Here is a 13,761-nt window from a genome sequence, read left to right on the forward strand (position 1 = left end):
GGAGAGGGGACAAGCCCCTCTCTCGTTAGACTTACTTCTGCTGTACGCCTTCCACTGAGATAATCAAATCCACTTCCTGCGAGGCTGGACCCAGATCGGTAGTGATGTTGAAATCTTTCAGCTTAATTTTACCTTCGGCTTCAAAGCCTGCACGTTTGCCGCCCCACGGATCGTCGCCCTGACCAATCATTTTGGCTTCCAGCGTGACAGGCTTTGTCACACCGTTCAGCGTCAGGTTACCGGTGATGTCCAGTTCATCTCCATCTTTCTTCACGCTGGTGGAGGTAAAAGTGGCTTGCGGGAATTTCGCCACGTTCAGGAAATCGGCGCTACGCAGGTGCTTATCGCGCTCGGCATGGTTGGTATCCACGCTGTTGGTATTGATAGTCACATTCACTTTATCCGCAGCGGGGTTCTTTTCATCAAAGGTAAAAGTCCCGTCGAAATCTTTAAACGTCCCGTACAGCCAACTGTATCCCAGATGCTGAATGCGGAAATTCACAAAGGCATGTTGCCCTTCTTTGTCAATTTTATAGTCCGCGGCAAGGGCCGAACCGGTCGTGAACAGCAAAGAGGCGAAGGTTAAACCCAGCAGGCTTTTTTTCATTTTTGAGCTCCATAGTCAGATGACGATTTACCCAACATGCGATTCAGGGTGTCGTCTTTATCAATAAAGTGATGTTTGAAGGCCATCAGGCCGTGCAGAACGGAAAGAATGACCACACTCCAGGCCAGCCACAGATGAATGCTTCCCGCGAGATCGGCCTGAACGCCAGCGTCAGCAAAGGTCGCCGGAACCTCAAACCAGCCAAAAACGCTAATCGGTTTACCGTCCGCAGTCGAAATCAGATAGCCGCTAATGATAAGGCTGAACAGCAGCAGATAGAGCGCGATGTGGCCCAGTGATGCGCTGATCCGGGTCAATGTCGAATAGCTGTGCAGTGCTTTCGGCGGTGGGGAGAAAAGACGCCACATAACACGCACGACCAGACCCATCATCAAAAGGATCCCGATGCTTTTGTGTATTTCAGGTCCCTGATGATACCAGCCGTCGTAGTAGCTGAGCGTAACCATCCAGAGGCCAAGGGCAAACATGCCGTACACCACAAGGGCAGTGAGCCAATGTAGCGAGGCAGAAATAAAACCATAGCGTTGAGGGGTATTTGAAAACTGCATAAACACACCAGTTTATATTTCAGGATTGAATGAAAATGGCGTGTCAGAGACAGTATTGCAACTAAAAAATAACACTTGCGAGAATATTTAATTTTTTTTCAATAAATTTGTCTGAGCCTGAAATTTTTCTTCAATAGATTCGTGTTTCAGGACTACGAGGTGATGCTATCCAGGTAGCGTGAGGTAATCGGTTCGTTCAAAAAATCAAACTAAAATTAGATGAACTTCAGTTTATGTCAATATTTGTCAATCGCAACAGGTCAGTAAAAAAAGAGATAAATAACATCGAGGATAGCCAGAAGAGACCACAAAATAACGTAAAGCATAAAATGCTCGCGAATATTGTTGACCAGCCAGAGAAACAGATGCCGCATATTTTCATCACCATAAAAAACGGCCTCATCGTGAGGCCATTTAACGATTATGACGTAAACCGGGACAGTCTGAATGGCGTAAGGTCAAAGGCTGTGGGTTTTTCCTGAGCAAAATCTGCGGCAATTTCACCTAATACCGGGGCAAACTTAAAACCATGACCGCTGAGGCCAGTGATAATCAGCGTGTTGTCATGGCCGGGGAGTGTATCGATGATAAAGTCTTCATCCGGAGAGTTGTCATAGGTACATGCCGCTCCATGCAGACAGCAGCCAATGCCAGGAAGAACCTGACGCAGGAACGGGAAAGCTTCAGAACCATCGCTGGCGATAGCGGCAAAAGGCACGCGTTCATCCTCAGCATTTATTTCCTGCCCGCCATTATGCTTGCCGATTTTAAGTTCATCGTTTTCAGCCGGAAAACCGTAGTACTGATCGCCATTTGGCAGTTCACCCGTAAAGGCCGGAAAGTGGTTTTTAACGCTGTAACGTCCATCCGCCTGATACCAGGCAAACACTTTGCGTACGGGCCGAATGGGGAGTTGGGGAAGCAGCGTCTTAACCCAGGTGCCTGCACTCACCAGCGCCTTCTTCGCGCGGTATTCACCGTCAGGTGTTTCAATCGTCACGCCATCCTCATCATGACGAAGGGCAGTGACCGGACAGTTGAAGAGTTGCGCGCATCCCGCTTTTTCTGCCAGACGGATCCAGGTTTTTATCGCCAGTTCGCTGCGCAGGAACCCGGAATCCGCTTCAAACAGCCCCGTATAGTCTTGCGGGACGCGAATTTCAGGCCAGCGCGCCATAATGGCGTTGGCATCCAGTTGCTCAACGTTCAACTGCCACTGTTTCGCGCTGTTTGCGACGTTGGTCAGGAAGGCTGACCCGGACGGGCCGAGGTTGACGACGCCGGAACGAATGAAAATGGGATCTTCATTTTGCGCAGAGAGTTCGTCCCACAGCGCCTGCGCGCGGAGTACCAGCGGAACATACTTTTCCCCTTCGCCATAAGCGTGGCGGATCAATCGTGTGTCGCCGTGATGACTGCCCTGTTGGTGGGGGGGCATATGCGCGTCTGTCATCAGGACATTTAACCCGGCGCGAGTGGCATAATAACCTGCGGCTGCACCAACGGATCCGCTGCCTATAATGATTAAATCGTATTTCATTGGTATCTCTCTGCTATCGCGATGCAAGCAGAGTAAATAAGTGAAATGCGTAATACAACCCAGAAATGGCAAAGGCACCGTGAAGGTGCCTTTTTGGTGAACATTTCCGTCTCATTAGTGCCGACGGTATTCATTTTCCTGGTAATCACCGGATTCGATTTTGGCAATACCGGCTTCTAATATCGAAATAAATTGTCTGGCAACATCGGTGGTTAACCAGAGCGTTTGACCTACCTCCGTATCCGCCTGTTCCGGGCGATTCGGCGTCTGGTAGTGTAAACGCAGCATCAGCGCGTCATAGCTGTCAACGGTGCTGATGTCCCATCCCACAAGCGGATGAGTCTGAATGACTTCATTATTCTTTTCCATCATGCCCCCTAATTCGTGTTACAAGACAACGGTTTTCGAGGTTCAATGCGTTTTTATCTGAAGCAACTTCAGTATATCAATAAATAAGGGTATTCACTGAAAATTTAAAGAGGGATAAGCATAATTTTCTAAAAAATAAGAATTATGTGGGTATTTCACCCCATCTTGTTCACTCTTTTTAAGTATGTTGTGCAATGATTTTGAGTAATGGCGAAAATATAGCCAGTTGCGCAACAAATCGTTGCTGAGAATAAAAAAGCCGGGGCGACCCGGCAAAAGAGACTACGGCATAGCATTTTTATTCTTTGATGAACCAGTCATCCGCACTTTCCCAGGTTTCCTGAAGAATTTCGCTGATGCGTTCTTTATCTTCTTTCGATGCGCCAATCACGGACAAATTATTCGCGGCAGCATAACGAACGGTAACGTTGCCGTCATTATCGGGAAAATGATGGGTGATACGGCGGGAGAGTTCACCCGCCAGTGCATCAATTGCGCCGGCAGGCAAAGGTGAAGTTTTAGCAATAGTGACTTCAATACGCATAATGGCCCCCTGTATAATATACTGGTTATTTATACAGTTATCTCGGCGATATTACAACAGGGGGCGCTGATTTTTTTTTCTTTTTAATTGACCAGCGAACCGCTTCTCCGCCAAGGAAGGGCACCAGCGAATCGTCAGTTAACGCAATGCTCTCCGGGATCTGCTGCTCTTCACGTACCAGTTCGATAAACGTTTCATTCACCGGCAGGCCGTAGAAACGTGGTCCATTCAGCGAGCAGAATGCCTCAAAATGCGCAAGGGCATTCATCTCGTCAAACACAGTGGCGTAGCTCGCCAGCGCCGTTGGCGCGTTAAAACAGCCGGCACAGCCGCAGCTTGCTTCCTTACGATGACGAGCGTGCGGCGCAGAGTCGGTTCCGAGGAAAGCGCGTTCAAACCCACTGGCGACCAGCTCACGTAGTGCCTGTTGGTGCACATTGCGTTTCAGAATTGGCAGACAATAGAGATGCGGGCGAATACCGCCAACCAGCATGTGGTTGCGGTTAAACATCAGGTGCTGCGGCGTGATCGTCGCGGCCAGCCGTTCATTTCCATCGCGAACATATTCGGCAGCATCTTTGGTGGTGATATGTTCGAAAACGACTTTCAGTGCGGGAAGGCGCTGGCGCAGAGGCTCCATTACCGTGTCTATAAAACGTGCTTCCCGGTCGAAAATGTCAATCTCCGCGTGGGTGACTTCGCCATGCACCAGCAGCGGCATACCCAGTTTTTCCATTCGTTCCAGCACCGGCATAATTGCATCAATGGAGGTCACGCCGTGGCTGGAGTTGGTGGTGGCATTCGCCGGGTACAGTTTTGCTGCGGTGAACACGCCTTCATGGAATCCGCGTTCCAGTTCGTCGTGGTCCAGCGTATCTGTTAAGTAACAGGTCATCAGCGGGGTGAAGGTGTGTCCGGCAGGGACGGCATCAAGAATACGCTGGCGATATGCGATCGCTGCATCAACCGTGGTGATCGGCGGTGCCAGATTTGGCATTACAATCGCACGAGCATAAACGTCGCTGGTATAAGGCACGACCGTTTTCAGCATCTCGCCATCGCGAAAGTGAAGGTGCCAGTCATCTGGGCGGCGAATTTTTAAAACCTGGGAAGGTGCTGTCATCAATAGGCTCCGGCTGGGGGGATGTCATTTTTGCCGGACACAAAGGATAAGCGGAAACGTTTTCGTTTGCACGTAAAAAAAGGCACCGGAGCGCCCTTGTCGTTTAATCGGTGAACGGGATGATAATTTCCCCCGGTTTCACCTCAATGCCTTTAGCAAATTTTTTCGCCAGCGCTTCGCCTTTACTGCTGTCTTCTCGCAGAACATAGGCCGGTTGCTGGTTAAAGTAATTACGCAGCGACTGGTTCAGATAGGGCATCAGCGTTTGCAGAATAGATTGCATTTTTTCCGGAGTGACGGTGGCATCCACCACTTCCATTTCCTGCAGGTAAATCGCCCCTTTTTCCTTATTAAACATCGGCAGCGCTTTGAGCTTCAGCTTAATAGTCGCTTTTTGACTGCCGAACAGCGAATTCATATCCAGCATAGCATCGCCGGTTAGCGTCACTTTGTTGGGTTCTTCCCGACCAATCTGGCTGGCGAGGTTATTCAGTACAATGTGCGCATCAGCCACACCAGGCAAGCCGATATCTTTGGCAAAATTATTGCGCTTTTCCAGCGCCTGATTAATTTCTTGTTCGCTTACGGTGTACTGTGTGAGCTGGTTACAGCCAGCTAATAAGCCGCCAACCATCAGCGCGGCGGCAAAAAAAATCTTCTTCATGAGGTTCCTCAACATGATGCAATCGACATCGTTTTGATATCACGCAGCATGTATTACCGGCGCGAACGCCGCCAGTAGATAAAACTGAAAATAACGGTGATATGTCTGAACATACCACCGCGGGTAAGGGTTATATCGCCATAGATGATAACAGATTGATCTGCGTCTGTTTCGCCATATTGTCGCGATAGTCTGCGACGCGTGTCGGCCAGGTGATACCTGACACCAGTGTCAGATTACGCAGCAAAGGGAACAACTGGATATCATCTTCCGAAAGTTCGCCATTCACCGCGTTAGGTTTGACGATGAGCTTGTCCAGGGCACGCAGATCGTCACTGATTTTTTTGGTCAGGCCTGCGGAATGGGACAGATGGTCAGCAAAACTGCCGATCATTGCCTCTTTCTTCTCAGTAAAGTATTTGCGTGCCGAAGGAGTGGAAAACTCCGCAAACGCAGATTTTGCAAAACGCGGCAGTAGCAGGTGATTGACATAGCTGTTCACCTTACGCAGCCATTCTTCAATGGCAGGATTTTTCTTGCCGGTGAGCAGGGGTTTTCCATCGATCTTGTCGACGTAATGCACAATGTCGATGCTTTCAGCCATATAGCGGCTGTCGTCTTTTTGCAAAATGGGAACCATCTTTTGGCCAATCATCCGGGTTGGCGTGGCGTCATCGTCATTGGCTAAGACATTCAGTTCGACGGGGATGTTTTTGAGGCCGAAAATCATGCGGGCTTTGATGCAGAAAGGGCAGTGATCGTAAATATAAAGCTTCACGTTTCTCCTCCATTTGACTGTCAGTTCTCTTTCAGTATGGAGGAGACGCGCGCAGGTATCAAATCAGGCGCCGGGTTCCAGCATGCGCCGGGATGTGCGCCTGTGGCTGAACTGCCAGCCCAGCGCCAGAAAGGTGATAACGCCGATAATCCCCAGCATCATCCACGGTAACTCCGGTTGCTGGAGCAGTTTGCCCATATCAAACAGCCAGCCGCCGCCGATATAGCCAATCGCGCCGCCAATGGCTAATCCCAGTCGGCTAAAGCCCATATAGCTACCGCGTGCCCGCGCATCCGCCAGCGAGGCGCTAAGCGTTTCACGTGCGGGTTCAGCGATAATCGAGCCGATGTAGAACGTGCAAATTAGCGTAAACAGTTGCTGTAAATCACTCACCAGTCCGATGGGCAACATGCTCAGGGTCATAAGCAGCAGGCCCGCCATCAGGCGATGCTCAAGCCGGAAGCGTTTCTCGCTCCAGCGGGCGATAGGGTAGAGCAGGGTCAGTGACAGACACGCTTCAATGGCGTACATCCATTTCACCGCGGAGGGGGATCCGGCGATGTCATTGACCATAATTGGCAGCATCAGCATCACCTGAACTGCCAGCATGTAATAGCCTGCCAGCGTCAGCACATAGGTGACAAAGCGTTTATCACTCAGTACGCGGCCCATCCCTTCACGTACCGGAATGCGCACCGTGGAGAGTTTCCAGGCAGGGAGTAGCCAGGCGTTGAAAGCGGCACAGAGCACAAACAGAATCGCGCCGGTAGCGCAAACCAGGCGGAAGTCATACTGCAACAGCCAACTGCCTAACAGCGCACCCACAACGGCCCCGGCGCTGTCCTGCATCATTAATAAAGAGAAAAAACGACCACGTTGCTCAGGGCGAATCAGCTTAACCACCAGCGCCGAGCGTGGTGGGTCGAACAGCGTACCGCCGAGACCAGAGAGAAAGCAGGAAAACCACAGAAGCCAGGGTTCATGGGCGATACCCATAGTAGCGAACCCGGCGGCGCGCATTAACATGCCGGTGACGATCATCGGTTTCGCGCCAAAACGGTCGGCAATTGCGCCGCCGAAAATACCTAATCCCTGCTGGATGAACTGGCGCAGACCCAGCGCGATGCCGACCATAACCGCGGCCCACCCCATTTGATCGACGAAACGAATTGAGATCAGTGGGAAAACGACGAAGAAGCCCAACACCACCAGCATATTATCGATGAGCAGGAAATATTTACCCAGGTTCCTGGCCTGCGAGACACGCGACATTTCCCCTCCCGGGAAATAGACTCGTCATGCTTCCTGCTACAAACATGCGCCTGTAACAGGAATAACTAAGAGTTATCAATAGGGACGCTTCTATTCTGCGGGTTTGCTCTCTTTTTGCCCACCCCTGGCGGGACAATATTTTTTTATCAAAAGTCCATCTTGATAGAGAGTTTTCATCAAAATGCAGGAATAATTCAAAAAATGGCGAACTGCGCTTTTCACAGGGCGGATTTGCGCAGGTATAGTAAGTCAGTCAGGGTAAATACACCCAATCATTCAGGACGCAGCCAACGCAGGGGCAGACTGAAGGATGGCGTGGATAACGGCGATTCGGGAAGGAGTAGGAATAACTATGTTTGGCTATCGCAGTAACGTGCCAAAAGTGCGCTTAACCACCGACCGCCTGGTCGTGCGTTTAGTGCATGAGCGTGATGCCTGGCGTCTGGCAGATTATTACGCGGAAAATCGTCATTTTTTAAAACCCTGGGAACCCATTCGCGATGAGAGTCACTGCTACCCTTCCGGCTGGCAGGCACGACTTGGCATGATCGCCGAATTTCATAAGCAAGGTTCCGCATACTATTTTGCGCTGCTGGATCCTGACGAAAAGGAGATCATCGGCGTGGCGAATTTCTCTAACGTGGTGCGGGGGTCGTTCCATGCCTGTTATCTGGGCTACTCCATCGCCCAGAAATGGCAGGGACAAGGCCTGATGTTTGAAGCGTTGACCGCCGCCATCCGCTATATGCAACGCACGCAGCATATTCATCGCATTATGGCGAACTACATGCCGCACAATAAACGCAGCGGCGATTTACTGGCACGGCTCGGCTTTGAAAAAGAGGGCTACGCCAAAGATTATCTGTTGATTGACGGTCAGTGGCGTGACCACGTGCTGACAGCGTTAACGACAGCAGAATGGACCGCAGGTCGGTGAGGATACCCTAATGAAATATGAATTAACTGCCGTTGAAGCCCGGGTGATAGGCTGCCTGCTGGAAAAACAGGTCACCACGCCGGAGCAGTATCCGCTTTCTGTAAACGGCGTCGTCACCGCCTGTAACCAGAAAACCAACCGCGAACCAGTGATGAATCTTTCTGAGCATGAGGTGCAGGAGCAACTCGACAACCTGGTAAAACGCCATTTCCTGCGTACCGTGAGCGGTTTTGGCAATCGTGTCACCAAATACGAACAGCGTTTTTGTAACTCTGAGTTTGGCAATCTGAAGCTCAGCCCTGCGGAAGTGGCGCTGGTCACCACATTGCTGCTGCGGGGCGCGCAAACGCCAGGTGAATTGCGCAGCCGTGCTTCGCGAATGTATGAGTTCAGCGATATGGCGCAGGTTGAGGCGACGCTTGAGCAACTGGCGACGCGTGAAGACGGCCCTTATGTTGTTCGTCTGGCGCGTGAGCCGGGTAAACGCGAGAGCCGTTATATGCATTTGTTCTGCGGTGATGTGGACGAACAGGCGCTCGCGACAGAAGCGCCACAGGCCGCAGCAGGGGATTTACAGGCCCGCGTTGAACTGCTGGAAAGCGAAGTCGCTGAACTGAAGCAGCGACTGGAGTCACTGCTGGCGCATCTGGGAGAATAACGTGACGACATTACGCATTGGGGTGGTGGGGCTGGGGGGTATCGCGCAGAAAGCCTGGCTGCCTGTGCTCGGTACGTCAGGCGACTGGACGCTACAGGCCGCCTGGTCGCCCTCGCGTGAAAAAGCGGAAAAGATCTGTGAAACCTGGCGTATGCCGTATGCCGCATCGCTCACGAGTCTGGCCGCAGACTGTGACGCGGTGTTTGTCCACTCCAGCACCGCGACCCATTATGCCGTCGTCAGTGAACTGCTCAATGCTGGCGTGCATGTTTGCGTTGATAAGCCGTTGGCAGAAAACTTACGCGATGCAGAACGGCTGGTGGAACTGGCGGCAAAGAAAAAGCTGACGCTAATGGTCGGGTTTAACCGCCGCTTTGCGCCGCTATATCGTGATCTGAAGGCCGAACTGGATAACGCGGCCTCTGTGCGCATGGATAAACACCGGACTAACAGTGTAGGCCCTCACGATCTGCGGTTTACGCTGTTGGATGATTATCTGCACGTGGTTGACACGGCGCTGTGGCTCGCCGGCGGCAAGGCACAACTGAGTAGCGGATCGCTGCTCACTAATGACGCGGGCGAGATGCTCTATGCGGAGCATCACTTTACTGCCGACCAGTTGCACGTCACCACCAGTATGCATCGCCGGGCGGGAAGCCAGCGGGAGTGTGTTCAGGCGGTAACGGATGGCGCTCTGATTGATGTGACAGATATGCGTGAATGGCGAGAAGAGCGCGGACAGGGCGTGGTGCATAAACCGGTTCCTGGCTGGCAGACGACGCTTGAGCAGCGTGGCTTTGCGGGCTGCGCGCGCCATTTTGTGGAATGCGTACAAAATCAGACAGTTCCGGAAACCGCCGGAGAGCAGGCGATCCTCGCCCAGCGGGTAGTAGAAAAGCTCTGGCGCGAGGCGATGAGCGAATAATTCCCTGTAACATCTGGCGGTAGTAATTCACCGTAATCCCGGTAGACTAAGCGCCTCTTCCAACGCCTGCTTTGCAGGCGTTTTGCCGTAGGGTCTGGAATAAAAAAGAGATGAATTTGTTAAAATCGCTGGCAGCCGTCAGCTCAATGACCATGTTTTCGCGCGTGCTGGGGTTTGCGCGAGACGCGATTGTCGCCAGAATTTTTGGTGCCGGGATGGCGACCGATGCTTTTTTTGTGGCCTTTAAATTGCCTAACCTGTTACGCCGCATTTTTGCCGAAGGGGCGTTTTCTCAGGCGTTTGTACCTATCCTCGCCGAATACAAAAGTAAGCAGGGCGAAGAGGCCACCCGCGTGTTTGTCTCCTATGTCTCGGGGCTGCTGACGCTGGCGCTGGCGGTGGTGACCGTCGCCGGGATGCTGGCTGCCCCCTGGGTGATTATGGTGACGGCACCGGGCTTTGCCGATACCGCCGATAAATTTGCGCTCACCACCCGGCTGCTGCAAATTACCTTTCCCTATATTCTGCTGATTTCACTGGCATCGCTGGTTGGGGCGATCCTCAATACGTGGAACCGCTTCTCCATCCCGGCGTTTGCCCCGACCTTTCTGAATATCAGCATGATTGGTTTCGCGCTGTTCGCCGCACCGTATTTCAACCCGCCAGTACTGGCGCTGGCCTGGGCGGTCACCGTCGGCGGCGTGCTGCAACTGGTGTACCAACTGCCGCATCTGAAAAAAATCGGCATGCTGGTGCTGCCGCGTATCAACTTTCGTGACACAGGTGCAATGCGGGTAGTGAAGCAGATGGGCCCGGCGATCCTCGGGGTTTCCGTCAGCCAGATCTCGCTTATCATTAACACTATTTTTGCCTCCTTTCTGGCATCCGGTTCCGTGTCGTGGATGTACTACGCAGATCGTCTGATGGAGTTTCCGTCCGGCGTGTTGGGCGTGGCGCTGGGGACCATTCTGCTGCCTTCACTGTCGAAGAGCTTTGCCAGCGGTAACCACGATGAATATTGCCGTCTGATGGATTGGGGATTGCGGTTATGCTTCCTGCTGGCGCTGCCAAGCGCGGTGGCGCTCGGGATCCTCTCCGGTCCGCTCATTGCCTCGCTGTTCCAGTACGGTAAATTCACCGCCTTTGATGCGCTAATGACGCAACGGGCGTTAATTGCCTATTCGGTGGGGCTGATGGGGCTGATCGTGGTGAAAGTGCTGGCACCGGGGTTTTACTCGCGTCAGGATATCAAAACACCGGTCAAGATCGCCATTGTGACCCTGATTATGACGCAATTGATGAACCTCGCGTTTATCGGGCCGCTAAAACACGCCGGGCTGTCGTTGTCGATTGGTCTCGCCGCCTGTCTGAACGCCGGGCTGCTGTACTGGCAACTGCGTAAGCAGAAGATTTTTACCCCGCAACCAGGCTGGATGGGTTTTCTGAGCCGTCTGGTGATTGCCGTGTTGGTGATGTCGGCCGTACTGGTAGGCATGTTGCACATCATGCCGGAATGGTCACAGGGCACGATGTTGTGGCGTCTGCTTCGCCTGATGGCGGTGGTGGTCGCCGGGATTGCCGCCTACTTTGCTGCACTGGCGGTGATGGGCTTTAAAGTCAAAGAGTTTGCACGCCGGACGGCGTAATCAGGATGCCTGATGGCGCTTTGCTTATCAGACCTACCGCACAGTGGAGGTCTGATAAGGCGAAACGTCGCCATCCGACAACCGTTAAATCGAGATTTTTTTTCCGCCGCGATGGGCAGAAGCGGCCTGACCGTTTGCTCCATAGAGCGAAGGCTCCTGATAAGGCTTCAGCACCTCAAGCGCCTGTTGGTTGCGCTCAATCTGGTCTTCCAGCAGCCAGCCGTTGTGCTGGTTGAGATCGCGTAAATGCTGCGTTTTTTCCGTAATCGCTTTCCAGCGCTCGGCGACGTCATCGTTGGCGCTACGCTGCGAGTCTTGTTCCAGACGTCGCTGCTGTTCCAGATAATCCAGGGTGGCCAGCAGAGAGCTTTTTTCTTCTGTAATACGCTGCAACTGGCTACCGTTAATATGGCCGACGGAAAGTTGTTGTTGTTCGGCATCCATCACCGTTTTCAGGTCATTCAGAACGGCCGTCATGTGATCAAGTATTTCTGACAAGCGAGTCATACGATCAGTTACTCTGGAGATAGCTCTGCGCCTCGCGGATCAGCGCGTCGGCAATTTTTCCTGTGTCCATTTTCAGCTCGCCGTTGCGAATGGCGGTTTTCAGCGCCTCAACGCGTTCCATGTTGATATCGCTGGCGCCGGGTTGCATCAGTTTGGCCTGAGCATCGCTTAACGTCACGCTGGTGCTGGTTGCCGTGGAGGTTTTTTCCTGACGGGCTTTTTGTACCGGCGTATCGCTGGTTTCCCGCGGCTGGACGGTGCTAACGGGTTTCAAAGGTGAGGTACGGTCAATGCTCATTTTATCATCCTCATCGAGGGGTTATGCTGTAGCGGCAAGCTATCATCAAATGTTTCATAACTATCGGCAGCCGCCACAAAATCTTTAACTTATTATAGGTTAATAAGAATATTCCCATCAGGGTCGACAATCCCGTTGACGATCTGTCCCGATAACATTCTCACTCTTGCGTTTTGCGCCACCGACGCATTGTTCAACGCTTTACCTTCCGCATTGACGCGAAATCCATCACCACTGGCGATGACCTGCACACGCTGCCCGGCTTTAATGCGCCATGCCTGTCGCAGCATGTTGAGCTGGATGGGCTGCCCCGGCGCAAGGTCGCGCAGGCTTACCGCGTCCTGAATCTGACTGATATCCAGCACGGTACGGGGCGGCAGTTGATCAAGCCGTCCGCGTTTTAGCGTGACGCTGGCCGGGCCTATCGTTCCACCGCGTGCGACGGGCACGGCGGCAACCACATAGTTGCCTGTCGCCTGAACGTTAACCTGCAAATAGCGTTTTTCATTCGCACAGCGCGCCAGGACGTTGACGTTTCCCCAGAGCTTCGCGCCGGTCATGCTGAACGCAGGTGTGTCGCAATGCGGCAGCAGATTGGGCGCGGTACGGACGGTGACCACCACGTCATCGCTGAATCCGGCCAGACGCTGGGCAAACCAGTCGTTCAACTGCGAGTTTAAATCCTGAGCCAGGGTCAGGGGGCTGAGCAGCAACGCCAGCATGGCTAATCCACCTTTTAACGTTCGCATCGTCACCTCCCTCCGTTTTAGCAATGACAGGATTCTACCTGTGTGACGCAACCATCAACGCAATAAATAGCGACGCATTTTGCGTTTATTCCGGCGATAACGCGCGCGTAATGAGATTTAAGCTGTCGGCTGAATTTTGTCATCTGCGGAGGAGATATGCTCGATAAGCTCGATGCCGCTTTACGTTTTCAACAGGAAGCGCTGAATCTGCGTGCCCAACGGCAAGAAGTACTGGCCGCTAACATTGCTAACGCCGATACGCCGGGGTATCAGGCGCGCGACATGGATTTTGCCAGTGAATTAAAAAAAGTCATGGTGCGTGGACGGCAAGAAACCAGTGGTATTTCGCTGGCATTGACCGCTGCCCAACATATTCCTGCCCAGGCCATCCAGACAGCGCCTGGCGATCTGCTTTATCGCATTCCCGATCAGCCTTCACTCGACGGCAACACTGTTGATATGGATCGCGAACGTACGCAGTTTGCGGATAACAGCCTGAAATACCAAATGAGTCTGACCGCGTTGAGCGGCCAGATTAAAGGCATGATGAACGTGCTACAGGGAGGGAACTAATC

The 13,761-nt window shown here is 52.5% G+C and carries 18 protein-coding genes; 5 read left to right on the top strand and 13 right to left on the bottom strand.

The genetic code is table 11. The features are described 5' to 3' along the window. Nucleotides 1–31: 31 nt before the first annotated feature. The 10 genes from WB371_RS17885 to mdtH all read right to left on the bottom strand — a co-directional run bounded on the left by WB371_RS17885 (nt 32) and on the right by mdtH (nt 7,466). Nucleotides 32–607 (bottom strand): YceI family protein, encoded by a 576-nt coding sequence (locus WB371_RS17885; protein WP_336221378.1) that lies wholly within the window; start codon nt 605–607, stop codon nt 32–34. After that, nucleotides 604–1,176 carry a cytochrome b gene (locus WB371_RS17890; RefSeq protein WP_336221379.1) on the bottom strand — a complete coding sequence of 191 codons (573 nt, stop codon included), beginning with the start codon at nt 1,174–1,176 and terminating at the stop codon, nt 604–606. Before WB371_RS17890 ends, WB371_RS17885 begins: the two co-directional genes overlap by 4 nt. Before the next feature lie 260 nt (nt 1,177–1,436). Then, nucleotides 1,437–1,550 carry a DUF2770 family protein gene (locus WB371_RS17895; RefSeq protein ID WP_336221380.1) on the bottom strand — a complete coding sequence of 38 codons (114 nt, stop codon included), beginning with the start codon at nt 1,548–1,550 and terminating at the stop codon, nt 1,437–1,439. A gap of 47 nt (nt 1,551–1,597) precedes the next feature. Further along, entirely contained in the window at nt 1,598–2,716 is a 1,119-nt protein-coding gene (gene solA, locus WB371_RS17900; RefSeq protein WP_336221381.1) for an N-methyl-L-tryptophan oxidase, read from the bottom strand. Between the two features lie 114 nt (nt 2,717–2,830). Then, nucleotides 2,831–3,085: a biofilm formation regulator BssS gene (gene bssS, locus WB371_RS17905; RefSeq protein WP_336221469.1), complete on the bottom strand. Its 255-nt coding sequence runs from the start codon at nt 3,083–3,085 to the stop codon at nt 2,831–2,833. Nucleotides 3,086–3,383: 298 nt separating this feature from the next. Beyond that, the gene (gene dinI, locus WB371_RS17910; RefSeq protein WP_336221382.1) at nt 3,384–3,629 is read right to left on the bottom strand and encodes a DNA damage-inducible protein I; all 246 of its coding nucleotides are present in this window, start codon (nt 3,627–3,629) and stop codon (nt 3,384–3,386) included. A 37-nt stretch (nt 3,630–3,666) separates the two neighbouring features. Beyond that, on the bottom strand, nt 3,667–4,752 hold the full coding sequence (gene pyrC / locus WB371_RS17915; protein ID WP_336221383.1) for a dihydroorotase: 1,086 nt from the start codon (nt 4,750–4,752) through the stop codon (nt 3,667–3,669). 103 nt (nt 4,753–4,855) lie between these two features. Further along, nucleotides 4,856–5,416, bottom strand: a complete 561-nt coding sequence (locus WB371_RS17920; RefSeq protein WP_336221384.1) for a lipoprotein — start codon at nt 5,414–5,416, stop codon at nt 4,856–4,858. A gap of 130 nt (nt 5,417–5,546) precedes the next feature. Beyond that, nucleotides 5,547–6,194, bottom strand: coding sequence for a glutaredoxin 2 (grxB, locus tag WB371_RS17925; protein ID WP_336221385.1), 648 nt, complete (start codon nt 6,192–6,194; stop codon nt 5,547–5,549). A gap of 63 nt (nt 6,195–6,257) precedes the next feature. Continuing rightward, nucleotides 6,258–7,466: a multidrug efflux MFS transporter MdtH gene (gene mdtH / locus WB371_RS17930; RefSeq protein WP_336221386.1), complete on the bottom strand. Its 1,209-nt coding sequence runs from the start codon at nt 7,464–7,466 to the stop codon at nt 6,258–6,260. Between the two features lie 352 nt (nt 7,467–7,818). On the opposite strand from mdtH, the gene rimJ reads away from it, so the two are divergent. The 4 genes from rimJ (at nt 7,819) to murJ (ending at nt 11,632) form a co-directional block, all read left to right on the top strand. After that, nucleotides 7,819–8,403: a ribosomal protein S5-alanine N-acetyltransferase gene (gene rimJ / locus WB371_RS17935; protein WP_336221470.1), complete on the top strand. Its 585-nt coding sequence runs from the start codon at nt 7,819–7,821 to the stop codon at nt 8,401–8,403. Between the two features lie 10 nt (nt 8,404–8,413). Further along, complete coding sequence (locus WB371_RS17940) at nt 8,414–9,061, top strand: YceH family protein (protein WP_336221387.1); 648 nt, start codon at nt 8,414–8,416, stop codon at nt 9,059–9,061. A gap of 1 nt (nt 9,062) precedes the next feature. Continuing rightward, on the top strand, nt 9,063–9,986 hold the full coding sequence (locus WB371_RS17945; protein ID WP_336221388.1) for a Gfo/Idh/MocA family oxidoreductase: 924 nt from the start codon (nt 9,063–9,065) through the stop codon (nt 9,984–9,986). 110 nt (nt 9,987–10,096) lie between these two features. Next, on the top strand, nt 10,097–11,632 hold the full coding sequence (gene murJ, locus WB371_RS17950; RefSeq protein ID WP_336221389.1) for a murein biosynthesis integral membrane protein MurJ: 1,536 nt from the start codon (nt 10,097–10,099) through the stop codon (nt 11,630–11,632). A gap of 84 nt (nt 11,633–11,716) precedes the next feature. On the opposite strand, the gene flgN is transcribed toward murJ, so the two are convergent. The 3 genes from flgN to flgA form a co-directional block, all read right to left on the bottom strand. Beyond that, nucleotides 11,717–12,139 carry a flagella biosynthesis chaperone FlgN gene (gene flgN, locus WB371_RS17955; protein WP_336221390.1) on the bottom strand — a complete coding sequence of 141 codons (423 nt, stop codon included), beginning with the start codon at nt 12,137–12,139 and terminating at the stop codon, nt 11,717–11,719. Nucleotides 12,140–12,143: 4 nt separating this feature from the next. After that, the gene (flgM, locus tag WB371_RS17960) at nt 12,144–12,437 is read right to left on the bottom strand and encodes a flagellar biosynthesis anti-sigma factor FlgM (protein ID WP_336221391.1); all 294 of its coding nucleotides are present in this window, start codon (nt 12,435–12,437) and stop codon (nt 12,144–12,146) included. Between the two features lie 92 nt (nt 12,438–12,529). Beyond that, entirely contained in the window at nt 12,530–13,186 is a 657-nt protein-coding gene (flgA, locus tag WB371_RS17965) for a flagellar basal body P-ring formation chaperone FlgA (RefSeq protein WP_336221392.1), read from the bottom strand. Nucleotides 13,187–13,342: 156 nt separating this feature from the next. On the opposite strand from flgA, the gene flgB reads away from it, so the two are divergent. Continuing rightward, nucleotides 13,343–13,759 carry a flagellar basal body rod protein FlgB gene (flgB, locus tag WB371_RS17970; protein ID WP_336221393.1) on the top strand — a complete coding sequence of 139 codons (417 nt, stop codon included), beginning with the start codon at nt 13,343–13,345 and terminating at the stop codon, nt 13,757–13,759. Nucleotides 13,760–13,761: the final 2 nt, after the last annotated feature.

It is taken from the genome of Citrobacter amalonaticus (assembly GCF_037053465.1).
GTDB classification, from domain to species: Bacteria; Pseudomonadota; Gammaproteobacteria; order Enterobacterales; family Enterobacteriaceae; genus Citrobacter_A; species Citrobacter_A amalonaticus_H.